The sequence below is a fragment of the Streptomyces platensis genome, assembly GCF_008704855.1.
In the GTDB taxonomy this organism is placed as follows: Bacteria; Actinomycetota; Actinomycetes; order Streptomycetales; family Streptomycetaceae; genus Streptomyces; species Streptomyces platensis.
Genome location: NZ_CP023691.1, coordinates 7,831,825 through 7,848,792, shown reverse-complemented (window position 1 = coordinate 7,848,792; position 16,968 = coordinate 7,831,825). Strand labels below are relative to the sequence as shown.

Genomic DNA, 16,968 nt, shown 5'->3' with positions numbered 1-16,968 from the left:
GCCCTATCCCGGGCCGACACCCGCTTGGCGCTGCCGGCACGTGCCGTGCGGTCGAGAGGTCAAGCCGCGCTACTCGTACATCAAACGCGGAGGGGGACCGTGCCGATGGTGCGCGCCGAACGCGCCGGTCGATCTCGACCAGGCCGTCGCGCTCATGAGGTCGGCGGGTCTGGAACCGCTCGAACCATAGGCCGGGCGTCGTGACAAGGCATGGCGGTGTCTTTGCAACGGCTGTGGGCGTGAGACGTCACCGACGTCTGGGCGGCATTCTGGCGGGCCAGGGGGCTGTCGGCACTGCGCCGACGTGCGTACGGCAGCGGGCAGAAAGATCGACCCGGACAACGCGGTGGCTGCCATGCGCGCGGCCGGAATGGAGCCGCTGGAGCCCTGACCCCGCAAAGCGCCGCGAACGACGCCTCATTGCACAGCGTTCTGGGTTGCCCCCCATCGTGATCAACAAGGTAGCGGCAGTATCCGGGCCGATGCCCACCGGGATAAGCAAGTGCGGAAAGTGGCGCTGCACCAGAGCGGTCAGGCGCCGCTCCAGATCAAGAATCTGCCCGCTCAGCTGATCGATCCGCTGGGCCAACAGGCACAGGGCGGTGCGGGTAGCCTGCCCGACGGCATCCTTCACGCCGTCGTCATCCTCACGATCGTCGAACTGCGCGCAAGTTCTGATCAAGGCCGGAGTCTTCAGGCCGGCTCCTCGAACGCCTCGACCCGGCGGGCCAGCAAATAGCGGGAGACGGCAGCGCCGTAGCTGCCGGACCCTTACACCCCGGCCCTGTGCACCGTTCCCAGCCGGCTGACCCACTCCCAGAGTTCGCGATAGACCACCGCCGTGGCGGGAGTGGACGCGCACGACGATGAGCTCCAACTGCTGCATGCAGATCCTCCATCCGTGCGGCCGGCCTGGTTACTGCTCCAGATCATCCCGACTGGCAGTGAGGACGGCACGTGACTTTCGTGGACGCCGCGAGGAAAACCCTGACTCCGGCCGCTGCCCGCGGTGGCCGGAAGCGGTATGCACTCGGATGATCAAGGCGTGGAGCGGCGAGGTGCCGTGCTTCGGGAATACTCGCGGGCGCTCGCCTACGAGTCCTTCATGATCACCGGCGCCGGCCGACGCCGCCACGAATCTACGATCCCAATGGCGTCCGACCGCCCAAGCGCGGCGGCGAGTTTGCCTTCGGCGACCCCGGAACCTGGGGCGTCGAGCACGCAGTGTGCACCGTCGACACCGCGCCGCTGAGCAAGGCGAACACCAGGGTGGTGACTCCGGCCGCCGTCGCCTGGCTGCGATCCCGACACATATGGTTTTCCGGCCAATGTATGACGGAAAGTCCACGCCTCCTACACTCCTTCTTTACACTTCTCACACATGTGACGTGGGTTGTGAGCTCGGCATTTGCACACATTGCGCGGCGAGAGCCCAAGTAAGCGCTTTCCCCGCCCGGGGTTCGACGCTCCCTCAGCCCTCCAGGCCTGCGGTTAAAGTTGATGGCACGCACGCGGAATATTTTCCGGTCGCGACGCGTGCACGTCACTCGGCGGTGGGGGGCATGCCGTCAACGGGGAGGGACGCGTTGTCATGCCGCGATGCCGGCTCATTTTGAATGCCGCCTCGGGTGCCGCTGCCTTCCCTATGTCGTGACTGCGGGCTGACCATCCGCGCTTCGTCACCGTTCTCCTCGGGCAGTTGCCCCCGCCTGCCCTCATTCGACATGAAGGATGCTTCCTTGCGTCTCAGACCGGGGTTGTTCACACCCAGAAATCGATTATCTGCCACGTTGACCACCACCGTGGCCTCCGTCGCCGCGCTGGCGGTCCTCAGCGGCTCGGCCGTGCAGCCCGGAGGGCTCGACCGGTCCGCCGGAGCGCGCATGGCCCCGGTGGCTGACTCCTACGACGGCTACGACATCGAGGCGGCCGAACGGCTCCGCGAGGACCAGTGTGTGGCCGCCGAGGCTCTGCGCAAGGGCGGACCCGAGGTGTACGCCCTCGCGCAGAACGCCATGACGCTGCCGCCGGACCAGCTCCACCAGAAGCTCGAACGGAACATCTTCAGCGACCAGACCCCGCTGCACCTGGCCAACAAGGCTGATAGCGAGAGCGAGAGCCAGTGGGTCGAGAAGGTCCAGAAGCAGGGGTACGCGTGGTCGAGCGCCACCAGCGGCCTGGAGTCCTACCCCGGCAAGCCGCAGGACGCGACCAAGATCTACGACAGGATCGGGCTGCTGTCGTGGTTGTGGCAGTCGTACGCCGATCCGGACGAGGTGTTCTCCCCGTTCTTCGACCCGTCGCCGACCGCTGACGACAAGACGAAGGCCGCCGCGATCGCGATCGGTGACCCGCAGTACTCCACCGGTGGTACGCCGAAGGAGCAGGAGGCATGGGCGCTGTGGAAGAAGAACTCCGGGAAGATCGAACCGAACCAGATGTTCGTTCCCCGGGTGTTCGCCGATGACGCCCGGATCTTCCTCGGCTCGGGCGGTTTCCCCCGCACCGCCCCCGAGCTGGACACGACGGAGTTCCGCATCGCGGTCGAGGACCTGAAGTCGCGCTTCGCGTCGTGTGCGTGGCATGACCCGATCGACCCGAACCGGGTGCTGGGCAAGGAGGTCGCGCAGGCCTCCGCGGAGTGGCAGCAGGAGATCGCCTCCCAGGCCACGCAGCGCAACCAGGTTCTCGGCGCCAGCAAGGATGCGACGAAGGCGCTGCAGGACGGCACGTTCACCCTGGGGCAGGTCGTCGGCCAGTCATGGCTCGCCGACTACTACACCCGTTGGCAGGACTACTGGTCGGCAGGCGGACTCGGTTGGGTCGGCGACAGTCATGTGGCCATCGAGGTGCCGGGCGCCAAGGGCATGTGCCTTGACGTGCAGGGTGGCGGCAAGACCAACGGCACGCCGGTGCAGGTCTACACCTGCAGCGCCAGCGCCGCCCAGCAGTGGACGCTCGAAGGCGGGGAGGACGACCTCCACCTTCGCAACGTCGGCTCGCAGAAGTGCCTGGACGTGGCTGGCAACGCGTCGGCGAACGGCACGAAGATCGTGATCTCGGACTGCTACAAGTCCAAGGGCCAGTCCTGGAAGGGCGACGTACGTGCTTCTTCCCAGCTGAAGAGCATCTCGACCGGCAAGTGCCTGGATCTGAGTGCGTTCACGAAGAGCACGGACGCGCGGCTGTTCGACTGCAAGGACGCGAGCGCACAGAAGTTCCTGATCAAGCCGTCCGGCCACCAGGGCACCGACGGCCCGTTGTACCCGGAGAAAGCGCAGTTCGACAAGGCGAAGAAGGGTGTCGCCGACGCCCAGGCGGCGGCGAAGAAGCTCGTCACCACCCTCAAGGCCCAGTTGGAGAGCGCGAAGAAGGCTGCGACCACGTCGGACGCTGCTGAGCAGGCGGCGTATGAGATCGCGGATGCGGCGGGTGCGCCACGGGGTCGTGGCCTGCTGGTGGGGCAGCAGAAGGCTCAGGTCACCAAGGGTGCTGTGGCGGCGCTGACGGCGATGGTGAAGGCGGCGGAGACCGCCGAGGCCGCGACGCGTGCGATCGCGGGTGACAGCGCGACGATCGCGCAGCGTGCGCTGGCGCAGGCGGCGCAGGTGAATGCGGAGTTCCGCAAGGAGGCCGCGCATATCGCCGAGTTGCAGGCGAAGGCGGCGGCCGATGCGGCGAAGGTGCACCGGGACAACGCGAAGAAGGACAAGGAGACGGCGGAGGCCAAGCTCTCCGAGGCGCTGAAGGCCGAGGGCGACGCGAAGGCCGCGGCGGCGGACGCGAAGGCGAAGCGGCTGGCGGCGGAGGCCGAGGAGAAGACGGCCAAGGCGGAGAAGGAGACCGCCGCGGCCAAGCAGGCCGAGGCCAACCAGCACAAGCAGACCGCGCAGACCGAGGCGGCGAACGCGAAGGACGCCAAGGAGAAGGCGGAAGCGGCCGAGGCGACGGCGGTCGCGCGGAAGAACGACGCGGTCAAGGCCCGCGACAACGCGCGCGATCTGAATGACGACGCGTGGGACGCGGCGCAGAAGGCGGACGCGGCCCGTGCCAAGGCCGTTGCGAAGGAGGCGTTCGCGCAGGCGCATGAGTCCGATGGCAGTGCTCAGGAGTCGCGGGCGGCGGCGGACGCGGCCGACACGTACGCGACCAACGCCGAAGCTGCGGCGGGCCGTGCCCGCTCCGCGGCGGATGCGGCTGGCGAGGCGGCGGCCGAGGCGGATGCCGCTGCCACTCGTGCCGAGGCGGCTGCCAAGCGGTCGCGGGCGCACGCGGACGCTGCCCAGGCCGCGAAGCTGAAGGCCGACGCAGCCGTGCGGACCGCCACCAGTGCCGCCGCCGACGCCATCAAGGCCTCCCAGCACGCTTCTGAGGAAGCGAAGCAGGCGGTCAAGATGGCCGAGGAAGCGGAGAAACTCGCCAAGTCCGCTCGTGCAGATGCGGACGCGGCAAGCAAGGAGGCCGACAAGGCCCTGGCAGCTTCGGCGAAGGCGGCGGGCTTCGCGCATGTCACCGCCCAGGCCGCGGTCGACGCGGGCAAGGCGGCCGTGCAGGTCGTTAAGCCGGCCAACGACGCGATCCAGCTCGGCTCGCCGTATGTCACCACCGACTCGGCCGCGAGCCTGGTCGTGCTGACCGGGCAGGCGTCCAAGACGATCGCCGACCAGCAGAAGGCCGTCGCCGACGCCCACGCCAAGAACGCGCAGGACGAGGCGGCCGCGGCGAAGAACATCGCCGACCAGGCGGCGGGCGACGCGAAGGTCGCCTACCAGTACGCGGCGAACGCCGCCGGTCATGCCGCGACGGCCCGCGGCTACTCGAAGGAGGCTCTCGGCTACGCGGCCGAGGCTGCCGCGGCCGCGTCGAAGGCCTCGGCGTCCCTGGCCCGCACCGTCGAGTACGACCGCCAGGCCACCGTCGATGCGGAGGCCGCCGACAAGGCCGCCGGGCGCGCCGAAGGCTACGCGCGCGAGGCCCGGGAGTCCGCCGACCAGGCCGCTCTCGATGCCGCCGCCGCACGCGAGGCCGCTGCAGCGGCAGAGCAGTCCGCCAAGGACGCCCGAGCCGCCGCCACCCGCGCCGACGCCGCGGCCACCGAGGCGGAGGAAGCGGCGAAGGACGCACTCAAGTACGCCCAGCAGGCGCAGAAGGCAGCCCAGGAAGCAGCCCGCAACGCCGCCAACAAGCAGGTCTCGACCGGTGCGGGCACCGGAGTGGGCGGCACGTGGTACGTCGTCGACGACGACAGCATCGAGATCACCGACACCAAGCAGCACAACGACTGCGTTCTCAAGCCCGGCTTCGAAGGCTGTGAAGTCACCTTCACCGTCACCTTCAGCGCCGTCGCCGACTTCTTCCTCTGCACCAACCCGGACATCTCGGAAGGCAGCGCCTGCCCCCAGGAGGACACACTGCTCATCGAGAGCAAGCGCTTCCCGGGCTTGAAGAAGGACGTCACCGAATACTTCTCCAAGTGGCAGCTCATCGAGATGACTGCTACCTACAAGGTCATCAAAGCGGCCCTGGTCCAGGACTTCGTCGACTGCTACCACGGCAGCGTCAGCGGCTGCGCCTGGGCGGCGAGCAACTTCATCCCCGGCAAGGCGTTCGAAAAGGTCGCCGAAGGAATCCGCGCCCTGGACGCCGCGATGAAGACCGGTGCCGGCGTCGCTGACGCGTTCAAGGCCCTCAAGGCCCTGGATGTGAACCCCGCGACCCTCGCGGACCTCCAAAAGTCGCTGAACGCGTATGAGGACGCATTCACCGCTTGCAAGGTGAACAGCTTCCCCAGGGCTACCCAGGTGCTGATGGCAGACGGCACACGCAAGGCCATCGGCGACATCCGTCGAACCGACGAGGTACTGGCAACCGACCCTGTCACCGGTGTCCTGCGCCCGAAGCCCGTAGTCAGCACCTTCGAGCATGACACCGACCGCCTAGTGGACATCAGTGTGGCCGGGGGCGGCAACATCTCCAGCACCGCGGGACACCGCTTCTTCGTCGTTGACCGTGGATGGACCGTGGTGTCCGACCTGCGTGTGGGCGACAGACTGCGAACTCCGGAGGGTTCTGTCCGGGATGTGACCGGGCTCAAGGACCGGCGGGACCTGACTGACCGTCGGGTCTTCGACCTGACCGTTGGCGAACTGCACACCTTCTTCGTCTGGTCGGGCAGCTCCGCGGTCCTGGTTCACAACTGCAGTGATCTCGTCTCCGACGCACAGAAGTTCCCGGGCCAGGCCCACATGCTCGACGAGCACGTGAAGCCGACACAGGCGGAAGCCCTTGTCATCGCACAACGAAAGGGAACAGAGAACTCGGTGTTCGTCGACCTACAAACAGCCCAGCAGGTCGTGGACTACGCCTTGGCCAACAAGGCCAACGAGATCAGCAAGTGGCTTCGCAGCGGTGGCGACTCGAATAGGACCCTGAGAGGCACGTTTGGTGCGAGAAACTCCCTCGGCTTCGTGGCTCACCCCGACGGCAGGACAATCACTCAGGCTGGTAATGCTTACGTCATCGTGCTCAAGAAGGCTCGCGGGCACCGCCTGGGATACTACGTCTACACCGGACATCCGGTCTAAGGAGGGGACGGCGGTAATGGAACGGTCTACGGACTTCACGTTCGGCATCCCGTGGATCATGAACTTCTTCCACCAGGACTGGACATTGGACGCAGCTTCGGAACCAGAAGCCGTGAGCAACCAGTTTGTGGAGGAGCTGCACCCGGCATCGGTGCTCCTGGTCCGCCGGGACGCTCGATCCCTGCTCAAGGGACTTCCCGCCAAGCACATCACCGTGCTGTGGGAAGCATGTGCGCAGAACGGCGAGTACTTTTTCCGGCCCGACAGGGTCCCGGACGGCGCCGAGTGGATGAGACAGGTGATCCAAGTATGCGACGCCTGGCTCTCCCGCCGCCCGGACACGCCGACACTCACCGGCCCTGACCTCGACGAGGGCCGTGGACTGGCCGATGAGGTCCTGTCCACGGTGACGGAGTTCAACGGCATCCTCGACCAGAAGGTGACCGCCGCACTGACCGAGTGCGTCCGCGGCTGTACTCCCGATCTCGCCTTCCGCCTGCTACTCCAAGCCCTGCCCATCAAGAGCGCCGCGATGTTCCCGGACGCCGTGAACGTGTCCGAGGCCCAATACGCAAGGCTGGAAGCCCTGGGAAGAGCGTTCCACTACGGGGAGTTCGTAGTAAGCGACGTCAAGCACCTCACCGAATAGGCCAGCACCCGAGGAGCCCGCCCTCACCACTGGAGAACCACCGTCGGCCCGCATCCTTCGTCAAGGGTGCCGGCCGACCGCGCGCCCTGGTCTCAGAACCGCTATCCGTTGCTGATGGTCATCGCCGCCATCGAAGCGGCTACCTCTTCCCGGCCTGCCCACACATCTGGCGCCCATCGTGCCCGAGGAGGTCGCCGCCGAGTCACCGGAGGACGAGCGCGGCAACTATGCCGCCCCGTACAGCCTCGGTCCGACCACGGAAGGGATGGTCGGGCCGTCCTTGATCGCCGGCGGGGTGGTGGTGGCTGCAGGCTCGGCCGGCTGGACGGCCCTGGCGGTGCTCTTCCTGGCCGCCGGGCTGGGCGCGCACGCCGTGGCACGGCGGGCCGCACCTCAGCCCTTGACAGCCACCTCGAAGACGGTCAGTTCGACGGCGGACCGGCATGCAGAATCCGCTGGAACAGACGGTGATCCCGCCATTCCCCATTGATGTGCAGATAACGCGAAGCCATACCGATCGGTTCGAAACCGCTTTTCTCCAGCACGCGTTGCGACGGGTCGTTGTCAAGCAACGTGGTGGCCTCGATACGGTGCAGACCGATGGCTTCACGGGCCGTGCGGCAGACGCTCGCCACACCTGCACTGGCCTGCCGGGTCCAGCTCCTCGTTGGCCGCCGGAGCATTCCACCTGAGCCCGTTGAGAGGGTTCTCAGCGAAGTACCCTTTTTCAACTGCGGTGTTGAGAACCTCGTTGAACGCGGCTCTCTTGCGCCGTGCCGTCTTGGCCGCAGCTGCCCTCCCGTCCAACTTGCGACACAGGGCGTCCAGCGTCCGTCGCAGCACATCGACTTCCGCGAGAGCGCTGACGGGCAGGGAGTTCCGCCTTACAGCGGCTCACACAATGAGGTGGGTCGGTCCTGGTTGCCGTGGCCGGGGCGGGAGTTGAGCGTTCGGTCTGGTGTGGGGACGTCGCCTTGGATCGTGTCGGATGAGCTGTGGGCCGCTTGGAGCCGTTGCTGCCGCAGCGTGAGCGCAGGTTCCGCTACCCGGGCGCGCAGGGCATTGCCGGACCGGGAGGTGCTGTGCGGGATCTTGTACGTGCTACACACCGGAATCCAGTGGGAGTACCTGCCGCAGGAGTTGGGGTTCGGCTCGGGCATGACGTGCTGGCGCAGGTTGCGGGACTGGAACGAGGCCGGCGTCTGACAGGGGCTGGACCAGGTCCTGCTGGACGAGCTGAATGCGGCCTCGCGGCTGGACTGGTCCCGCTGCGTGGTCGACTCCTCTCACGTCAGGGCGTTAAAAGGGGGCAGCACACGGGCCCGTTGCCCATCGACCGGGGTCGGCCCGGTTCGAAACACCATCTCATCACCGACCGCCACGGCACCCCGCTCGCGGTCCTGCTGACAGGTGGCAACCGCATCGACGTCACCCAGCTGCTTCCCTGCTCGACGCGATCCCACCGGTCCGCGGCCGGGTTGGCCGTCCCCGCCGCAAGTCTGACTCGCTCTTCGCGGACCGCGGCTACGACCACGACATCTACCGCGACCAGGTCCGCGCCCGAGGCATCGTGTCGGCCATCGCCCGCCGCGGCACCCGGCACGGCACCGGACTGGGCACTTACCGCTGGGTGGTCCCAGATGATCCACCCGGTCACGCTCGCGCCCAGGGCGCCGGCGCCGCCGCGGACGATGCCGTGGCCCGCCGTTCGGGCGGGGCGCGCAGACGGCGGACTCCACCCTGTGGCGGCGCTGACGACGGCGCAAGGCTGACGTATGGACCCTGGGCCCCCACGGTTCGCGGTCGAGGGCTCGGCTGTTCTACGGAGTTGGGCTGATGTCGCCTTTGGTGTTCATGTCGAAGATGCCCTGGGTCTTGCCGTCGACCTTCAGGTGCTTGAGCCAGTGCTTCGAGAGCGTGTTCGACGTGCCGTCGGGCGGGAAGATCGGCGCCAGCAGGAACAGGCTCGACACCTTGCCCGGGTTCTTGACCGCTTACGGCCCCATCGTGGACGCGGCCGCGGACCAGCCGATGAAGGCGACCTTGTTGTTGCTCGGTTGCCCTCGAAGCTCGTCCGTTGCCGCCCGGGCCACGGGGTACCCGTCGAGCGTCTGCAGCAGGTCAGCGTGCGGTGCGGGTGTACGGCCGGGACATACCGTCGCGCCGGGCAGTGGCCGACGGTGACGTCCGGTCGGTTCAGCGGACGAAGTCGACCTCCGGGTAATGGCGCGAGGGGCCGTCGAGGAGGCTGCTGTGCTGGTGGCGCAGATGCTTGTCGAAGAAGGCGGCGACGTAGGTGCGTTGGACCTCGATGGAGCGGTTGGGGTCGATCGTGCCGAGTGCCTGCTGCATCGCTTCCGGGGTCATCCCGAATGCGCCCGGCGCCTGGGGGAACAGGACCTGGTTGTCGACGAAGGAGTTGTGCCCGGAGCCGCGCAGCTTCAGGTCGAGCCGCTCTCCGTGCAGGTTTTCCCAGAGCCGCGCCCAGCTCGGGTCGGTGTTGCGGTTGTGGTGCTCGGAACTGAACAGCATGTAGGGGCGGTCGAGCCGCTGGTGTTCCGACCGGCCGAAGAGCTGGCCGTCCAGGTTCACGCCGGCGTCGATCCTGGAGTCCGCGTGCATGGCGGCGGCCACTGATCCGCCGCCGAGGGAAGCGCCGAACATCCCGATGTGCTTCGTGCTCACGGCCTGGGTCAGCCCGTGGGGGAGCGGCTTGTGTTCCACGTCCGGGTTGCGGCCGCGGGCGATCTCGGCCAGCTGGTTGATGACGAAGTGGCTGTCCGCCGCCCGGACGTCGATCAAGTCGCGCGATTTGGTGCCTGGCGGCAGCATGCTCACCTCATGTCGCCCGCCGGGGAACACCACATCGCCGGTGTCGTGGGTGTGGTCGATGGTGACGACCAAGTAGCCGCGGCTGGCCAGGTCCTGAACCAGTGCCGTACCCGTCGCACGGTTCCCGCGCCCGCCGGGCGAGTACAGCAGCACCGGCAGCTTGCCGTCCTTGCGGGCGACCGGAGCGCCGGTGTGCCCGGCCGTGGTGGGCAGGGTCACCCCGCCCGGCAGCACCTGCTGGCTGTTGGGGAGGAGTGCGGCGGGGTACTGGCTCGTGTGTGTCGCCGGGTACCACAGCGAGACCATCAGCTCGCGTTGCTGTCCGGGCACCCACGGATCCATGCGGGACGAGTCGCGCAGGTGGAGGTCGACCGTCCCGACGCGATGGCGACCGGTCGGAGCAGGGAGAGTCAGCTGGCCCGGGGCTTGGGGCGGTTCCACGGCCGCTTCCGTGTCCGCGGACGCCGCTGTGTCCAAGGCCGCCGCCGCGGCCATGGGCGTATGGGCGGTCTTCTCCGCGGCGGTGGCCGGCGCGATCCCGGCGCCCAGGGCAAGGGTCAGTAGTCCTGTGGTGCCGGCGACCCGGGTGCGCAACCGGCTGTGGCGCCTTCGTGCGTGCTTCATGGGCAGCCCCCCTCCATGGTGGTGATCGCCACGTGATCAGCGATCGGCTGGCGGTCATCGTATATGCAGTTTTGCCATGGCCCAGCCAACCCACTTGAAAGTGCGGGGAGTTATCCACGGCGGTGGGTGAGGTGAGTGCTCATGACGCGTCCGGAATTGCGCGGTGTCGGCTTCGTACACCGTCCGTCGCCGGGCCCCTGTGACCGGCCTTTTGCGCTGGACCCCAATGCGCTGGGCACTGTCTGTCCGCGCTGGTGGTGCATGCCACCGAGTTGAGCAACGTGGAGTGTCCGTGCGGGCTGCGCTAAGGGGAAATCCCCTGGTGCGGCCGGTGGCAGTTGTCAGTGCCGGGCCACTCGGTATCCCTGGGCAACCAGTTGCAGCAGCAAGGTCCAAGCCGGGGGAGGCCGGACGTGCACGACCGTTTCGTTGCCTCAGTACGTTGACTGAAGGAGCGTCAGCCCCGGCCAGCAGGCCGCTGTGAAAGGTGGCTGGTTCACGCCATCGGATGATGGTGGCCATCGGATCAAGGTTTGCTTCGACTTTGCTCACCGTTTTCACTGAGCGCTTTTATTACGCGTCAGTTCGTAACTGCCGACCGGGGCGACCACCCCCTGTGGAATTGCGCATTTTCCCGGGAAGGGGCAGTTTCGGTGGCCGCCTTCGGCGCAACCGCGACTGTGCGTGAGGGATCGAATGCAGACGGGGAACGAAGGAGCAAACGACCCTGTCGGCTGTTGCGTGGGAAATTCCATACGCCGGGACGAGGTCGAGACCGCGTAAGCGGCTGCTTCTCAGGGCGAGTTGAGCCAAGTTCCGTACGGGACGGCATAGAGGGCACAGAACGAACACCCTTGTGATTATCCTGTGTTCCCAGTATTCATACTGGTTGAGTTGCCGCACGGCCATTCCCCACATGCCGAGAGGACCCTGTCCTGCACGCCGTTGCCCGCGCACCCCGTCCGCACCGCGCCCGACGCCGCGCCGACATGCCCATGCTCGGAGGCGTCCGCCCACCGATCGCCGCACTGCTCTGCGGCCTGCTGGCAGTTTCCGCGTTGACCGCTCTCGGTCTCGGTACCGTTCACGAACAGGATGTGCCCCAGGCCCTGAGCGACGCGGAACGCCAGATCGCCCAGGATGCCGCCGACTCGGTCGGGACCTCCATCAACGCAAGTGCCAGGTCCGTGCGCCGCTCCGCTGCGTCGGCCACACCCGCCGGCAGCAGCAAACCGGCGACAGTTCTGCGGTCCCTTCTCCCGACCGGGCACCCTGCGGCGGGCGGTGTGCTGCTCGACCCGCGCACCGGCAAACCGCTGGCGGCCAGTGGGGAGAAGGTGCCGCTGACCGGGGTGGATGCGAAGGATCTGGCGCGGCCCGATACCGGCAACATCGCGCCCCGGGTGGTCGCTTCCGGCACTGGCGCACCGCGGATGTTGCTCTTCGCCCGGGTGAGCGTCCCCGTTGCGGACCGCAAGCAGGACGAGAACCAGGATCAGGCGGGGGACCTGAGAGGGGATCAGGACGCGGAGGAACGCGGACTCCTGTTTGTCGTCTCCGAAAAGGTCGCCGCTCCAGCGGTGTACGGAGCGGGGCGCACCGGGCAACTGGTGGACCGGAACGGCAAGGTGTGTGCTTCCGCCCCCACCACCGGCGCGGCCCTGGCGGCCGCTACCGGCCACCGCGCGCTGCCTGCCGCTGCGGCGAACGCCGCGAACACCAGCGTGCACACCGGCGACGTCTCGGGCAGCGTGCTCGGTGACGGTCGCCACGGGCTGCGCAGGGTCACGGGGTGGGCCTCGGTCGTCTCGGAGGACGGCAAGGACGACGCCTCCGGCCTGGGACTGACCGTCCTGACGGCCCGGGAGGTGCCTCCGGCGAAGGCGGGAGCCGACCACATGTGGTTCGCCCTGGTGGCCGCGGGTGCGCTGGTGGTGATCGCCGTGCTGGTCACCCTGGCGCTGTGGGGCACGATGCAGCGTCCGCTGCTGCGGCTGCATCTGTCCGCCGCCCGGCTGGCCAGGGGGGTCGGCGAAGTGCCGGAGAGGCGTGCGGAGTTGGCGCGGCCGGTGCCGGTTCTCGGGTTCGGCGAGCCCGGCAGGGCCGGCCGGGCGCTGGAGTCGATACGCCGCCAACTGCTCGGCGAGACGGGGCCGGAGCCGGCGCAGGAGGTGCGGCGCCGTCCCGGTGTCCGGGCGCTGGTGCTCGTCTGCGCTCTCGTGATCGCCGCGTGGGGGGTGCCGCTGCTGTTCCTGCTCAACCGGGTACCGGCGGCCAAGGCCGTACCGGCAGCCGCCGTCGCCGATCAGCAGGCCCGCACCGAGGCCGCCGCCGACCGGGTGCAGCGTTCCCTCGGCGGGAGCCGCACCGACCTCGCGGCGGCGGCGTCGGCCCTCTCCGGTGCGTCACGCGAGCGGGCGGCGGAGGTGCTGCGGCGCGAACGCGCCGACCACCCCATGTTCCGGTCGCTGTATGTGCTGGACCGCACCGGTGCCCTCGTGCAGCAGGTGGGCAAGCAGCCGGTGCGCCCCCTCGTCCCGCCAATCGGCGGGGGAATCACCCAGGTCAACACGTCGGGCAAGATCCCGGCGATCGCCGCCTACGCCCGGATCCCGGCGCCCGGGAAGGCCAAGGGCGCCAGGAAGGCCGAGGACACCGCCCCGGCTGTCGTCGTCGCGGAGATCGGCGTGGACGTGCTGGACGACCTGGTTTCCCGGCCCGGGCTCGGCAGCGTGTGGCTGACCGACGAGCGCCACAGAGTGCTTGCGGCGAGCGCCGGCTTTGAAGCCTTCCAGTCCCTTCCCAGCCGGCGCCTCACCCGTCTGGTGGCGAAGACCGACGCGGCCCCCGGCGGCGCGGGCAAGTCGGCATCGGCCGTACTGCACGCGGGGACCTCCCCGGGCGAGGGCCTGTCGGTCGCGGCCGCCGCGCCACTGGCACAGAAGGGGCCTGCCGCCGGACTCGGCTGGCGGGTGGTTTCCGCCGAGCCGGCCGCGGCGCTCAAACTGGCGGCATATCAGGTCCAGGCACGCACCATGCTGGCCGGGCTGCTCGCCCTGACCGCGGGCGGCGCCTGCCTGGGCTGGCTGCACATCGTGGTGGTCAGACCGCTGCGCACGCTCACCGGATGCGCGGAACGGCTCGCCGCCGGTGACCGCCGCACCGTGCTGTTCCCGGTCCACCACGACGAGTGCGGTTCGGTCACCCGCAGTCTGGAACTGCTCCGGCAGGCGCTGGTGGAGCGGGACCGTGGCGCGGGAGCCGATCTGGCCGCTGTCCCTGCCCCCTCGTTCCAGTGCGACAGCGCACCGTAGTGAAGGATCGACCGACGTGCTTTTCCTCTATGTTGTCCTGCTGCTGAGCTGTGCCGTGCTGCTGGTCGCCGGCGTGCTGGAGCAGCGGCGCCACTACGCCGCGCTGGCGCAGATCCCCACCCGGGTGCTGGTCAACGGCATTCGCGGCAAGAGTTCGATCACTCGGCTGTGCGCGGGGGCGCTGCGCGGCGGCGGTCTGGTCACCGTGGCCAAGACCACCGGCACCGCTGCCCGGTTCATCCACCCGGACGCCACCGAGGAGCCGGTGTACCGGAAGTTCGGCATCGCGAACGTCGTCGAGCAGATCGGCATCGTCCGGCGCGCGGCGGCGTACCGGCCGCACGCCCTGGTGATCGAGTGCATGGCGGTGATGCCCGCGCTGCAGGAGGTCAACCAGGAGAAACTGATCCGCTCCACCATCGGCGTGCTGTGCAACGTGCGCGAGGACCACCTCGCCGAAATGGGGCCGACGCTGGACGATGTCGCCCGCTCGCTGTCCCGGTCGATGCCGTTCGACGGGGTCTGCGTCACCGCCGAGCAGGAGCGGCTGCACATCCTCGAAGAGGAGGCGGACAAGCGGCGGTGCCGGCTGATCGCCGTCGATCCGGAGTCGGTCACCGACGAGGAGCTGCGCGAGTTCAGTTGGTTCACGTTCAAGGAGAACGTCGCCATCGCGCTGGCCGTGGCCGAACTGCTCGGTGTGGACCGGGCCACCGCCCTGCGCGGTATGTGGGACGCGCCGCCGGACCCCGGCGTGCTCTCCGTCGAGCGCTACCGCACACCGGACGGCAAGCGGCTGCGCTTCGCCAATGTCTTCGCCGCCAACGACCCCGAGTCGACGTTGATGAACGTCCGTCAGCTGGAGGAACTCGGGGCGATCCGGCGCCCGCTGAACCTCGTCATCAACTGCCGCCCGGACCGGGTGGAACGCAATGGGCAGATGGGAGCGATCGTCCCCGACCTGGCCCCCGAGACGGTCTTCCTCATCGGGCATCCCACCAAGAGCGCCCGCGACGGCATCCCGCCGGGCTCGCCGGGACGGGTGGTGGACCTGGGCGGCGACCGGCGCGACGCGCAGGAGCTGACCCAAGCCCTCCTCGCCGAACTGCCCCCGGATTCCTCGCTGGTGGCCGTCGGCAATATCCACGGCCAGGGCGAACTCCTCCTGGACCACCTCGGCAAGCTGCCCCCGGACCACGCCGACGAGCCGCTTCCGGTCGCGCACCCGCCCGAGGCGGAGCCGTACAGCTGGGTGGGGTCGATGAACGGCCCGACGTCCGGCGCACACACCCAAGGCCCCTCCCCCGCCCATGCCGATGCCCCTGCCGACGCCCGGTACGAAACCGCAAGGAACCCGCTGTGATCCCCGTCATCGTCACTCCGCAGACCGCCGCACTGGGGATCGCCCTCGGACTGCTCTTCTCGCTGATCTGCTATCTGACCACCAACCTCTCCCCCGGCGGCATGATCACCCCCGGCTGGCTGGCGCTGACCCTCGTCACCGATGTGGTCCGGGCCGCGATGATGATCGGCGTCACGGCCCTCACCCTCGCCGCGACCAAGCTCCTCCAGCGTCATGTGATCCTTTACGGAAAGCGGCTGTTCGCCGCCGTGGTGCTGTCCGCCGTACTGCTCCAGACCACGGTGATGCTCGCCCTCCAGCACGAGTTCCCGCTCCTGTACACCGCGCAGACCCTGGGCTTCATCGTGCCCGGCCTGATCGCCTATCAGCTGGTCCGCCAGCCATTGGCGGCCACCGTGGTCTCCACCACGGCGGTGACCCTCGGCACGTACGTGGTGCTGGTCGCCGGGCTGCTGCTGGGGGCCCTGCCCGTCGGCTGATCCAGGGGACACCCCCTAGCCGCACGCATCCGCCGTACCCGTCCACACGTCGAGGAGGTCACATGGGCACCCGCCCCACCCCGTCCGGCAGGCCCAGTCGCCGCCAGGTCCTGGTCTGTGCCGCCGGTCTGGCCTCCGCCGGAGCGGTCACCGGATACGCCTGGCACCACTTCCGCAGCGGCGTACCGGGCAGTGACGTCCCGGTACCGGCCGGCGGCTACCGCTTCGAGCGCCGCGCCGCGCCCGGCCGTACGGTGGTGCGCGCCGCCGACGACCGCGTGCTGGCCACCTTCACCGACGGCGCCCGCACCGCGCTGCTGACCGGCCCGACCCGTACCTGGAGCGAGCCGCGCACCACCAGTGCGGTGGTGCGCAGCGACGCCTGGATACGGCTGATGGGCAGCGCATGGAGCCAGGGCAAGGAGCACACCCGATGGTTCCGGGAATGGTTCCCCAAGGCCCTGGCCGACCGCAGTCCGGACGCCTTCGCCGTGGCCTTCCAATACGGCGACGGGGCGCACGATCTGCACACCGCCTCGGGTCTGCGCTACGCCGGCAAGGCGCACTTCGGGCCGCGTGTTCCCGGCCAGTCGGAGACGTCGTTCCACTACCGCGACGAGCAGTCCGACTTCTACGACTACCTCGGCACTCCCTGGACCTTCCCGGACGGCACCCGCAAGCACCCGGAGAAGGAGCGCTACGGCGACGTGGACTGCTCCGGCTTCATGCGCCTGGTCTGGGGCTACCGGATGGGCTACCCCATGCACGCCACCAACGACGCGGGGATCGGCCTGCCCCGCCGGGCCTACGCCATCGCCACCCGGGCCCCCGGCGTGCTGCTGATCCCGAACACCGGCCGGCCGCCCGCCGACTTCAGTCAGCTGCTCCCCGGCGACCTCGTCTTCTTCGCCATCGACATCGGCAGACCGCACGGCATCGACCACTGCGGCATCTACCTGGGACCGGACACCGAAGGGCGCCCGCGCTTCTACTCCAGCCGCTCGCGGGCCAACGGGCCCACCATGGGCGACTGGGCCGGCCGCGCGACGCTCGACGGCTCCGGCTTCTACGCCCAGGGATTCCGCATGGCCCGCCGCCTGTGAAGCCGACGTCCCCAGCCCGC

Annotated in this window: 12 protein-coding genes; 8 read left to right on the top strand and 4 right to left on the bottom strand. The window is 68.8% G+C overall.

Going from position 1 to position 16,968, the window contains the following annotated elements:
• Window positions 1-511 precede the first annotated feature (511 nt).
• Window positions 512-739, top strand: a complete 228-nt coding sequence (locus CP981_RS34600; RefSeq protein WP_143658797.1) for a hypothetical protein — start codon at window positions 512-514, stop codon at window positions 737-739.
• A gap of 804 nt (window positions 740-1,543) precedes the next feature.
• On the opposite strand, the gene CP981_RS37995 is transcribed toward CP981_RS34600, so the two are convergent.
• Window positions 1,544-1,801, bottom strand: a complete 258-nt coding sequence (locus tag CP981_RS37995; RefSeq protein WP_167536028.1) for a hypothetical protein — start codon at window positions 1,799-1,801, stop codon at window positions 1,544-1,546.
• Between the two features lie 214 nt (window positions 1,802-2,015).
• On the opposite strand from CP981_RS37995, the gene CP981_RS34595 reads away from it, so the two are divergent.
• Together CP981_RS34595 and CP981_RS34590 are read left to right on the top strand one after the other, a co-directional pair.
• Entirely contained in the window at window positions 2,016-6,584 is a 4,569-nt protein-coding gene (locus tag CP981_RS34595) for a ricin-type beta-trefoil lectin domain protein (RefSeq protein WP_428843828.1), read from the top strand.
• A 16-nt stretch (window positions 6,585-6,600) separates the two neighbouring features.
• Window positions 6,601-7,233, top strand: a complete 633-nt coding sequence (locus tag CP981_RS34590) for a contact-dependent growth inhibition system immunity protein (protein ID WP_085922246.1) — start codon at window positions 6,601-6,603, stop codon at window positions 7,231-7,233.
• 422 nt (window positions 7,234-7,655) lie between these two features.
• On the opposite strand, the gene CP981_RS37990 is transcribed toward CP981_RS34590, so the two are convergent.
• Window positions 7,656-7,868, bottom strand: coding sequence for a GNAT family N-acetyltransferase (locus CP981_RS37990; RefSeq protein WP_425282190.1), 213 nt, complete (start codon window positions 7,866-7,868; stop codon window positions 7,656-7,658).
• Here CP981_RS37990 and CP981_RS39015 point away from each other — a divergent pair.
• On the top strand, window positions 7,834-8,439 hold the full coding sequence (locus CP981_RS39015) for a transposase (protein ID WP_107429478.1): 606 nt from the start codon (window positions 7,834-7,836) through the stop codon (window positions 8,437-8,439). The two genes, CP981_RS37990 and CP981_RS39015, sit on opposite strands and share 35 nt — an antisense overlap.
• Window positions 8,440-9,053: 614 nt before the next feature.
• Here the strand turns inward: CP981_RS39015 and CP981_RS39010 are convergent.
• Entirely contained in the window at window positions 9,054-9,206 is a 153-nt protein-coding gene (locus CP981_RS39010) for a hypothetical protein (protein ID WP_244329929.1), read from the bottom strand.
• Window positions 9,207-9,429: 223 nt separating this feature from the next.
• The gene (locus tag CP981_RS34565; protein ID WP_244329928.1) at window positions 9,430-10,689 is read right to left on the bottom strand and encodes an alpha/beta hydrolase family protein; all 1,260 of its coding nucleotides are present in this window, start codon (window positions 10,687-10,689) and stop codon (window positions 9,430-9,432) included.
• A gap of 989 nt (window positions 10,690-11,678) precedes the next feature.
• On the opposite strand from CP981_RS34565, the gene CP981_RS34560 reads away from it, so the two are divergent.
• From CP981_RS34560 to CP981_RS34545, 4 genes are all read left to right on the top strand, one after another.
• On the top strand, window positions 11,679-14,003 hold the full coding sequence (locus tag CP981_RS34560; protein ID WP_085922248.1) for a cache domain-containing protein: 2,325 nt from the start codon (window positions 11,679-11,681) through the stop codon (window positions 14,001-14,003).
• 16 nt (window positions 14,004-14,019) lie between these two features.
• The gene (gene pgsB / locus CP981_RS34555) at window positions 14,020-15,366 is read left to right on the top strand and encodes a poly-gamma-glutamate synthase PgsB (protein ID WP_085922249.1); all 1,347 of its coding nucleotides are present in this window, start codon (window positions 14,020-14,022) and stop codon (window positions 15,364-15,366) included.
• Window positions 15,363-15,845, top strand: a complete 483-nt coding sequence (locus CP981_RS34550) for a poly-gamma-glutamate biosynthesis protein PgsC/CapC (RefSeq protein WP_033269075.1) — start codon at window positions 15,363-15,365, stop codon at window positions 15,843-15,845. Before pgsB ends, CP981_RS34550 begins: the two co-directional genes overlap by 4 nt.
• A gap of 62 nt (window positions 15,846-15,907) precedes the next feature.
• Window positions 15,908-16,948 (top strand): C40 family peptidase, encoded by a 1,041-nt coding sequence (locus tag CP981_RS34545; RefSeq protein ID WP_085922250.1) that lies wholly within the window; start codon window positions 15,908-15,910, stop codon window positions 16,946-16,948.
• Window positions 16,949-16,968: the final 20 nt, after the last annotated feature.

Bases quoted from the DNA above. Each gene is read 5' to 3' on its own strand.
- CP981_RS39015 (WP_107429478.1), top strand. From the start codon at position 7,834: ATGGCTTCACGGGCCGTGCGGCAGACGCTCGCCACACCTGCACTGGCC.
- CP981_RS34595 (WP_428843828.1), top strand. From the start codon at position 2,016: ATGACGCTGCCGCCGGACCAGCTCCACCAGAAGCTCGAACGGAACATC.
- CP981_RS34590 (WP_085922246.1), top strand. From the start codon at position 6,601: ATGGAACGGTCTACGGACTTCACGTTCGGCATCCCGTGGATCATGAAC.
- CP981_RS34545 (WP_085922250.1), top strand. From the start codon at position 15,908: ATGGGCACCCGCCCCACCCCGTCCGGCAGGCCCAGTCGCCGCCAGGTC.
- CP981_RS34565 (WP_244329928.1), bottom strand. From the start codon at position 10,689: ATGAAGCACGCACGAAGGCGCCACAGCCGGTTGCGCACCCGGGTCGCC.
- CP981_RS34560 (WP_085922248.1), top strand. From the start codon at position 11,679: ATGCCCATGCTCGGAGGCGTCCGCCCACCGATCGCCGCACTGCTCTGC.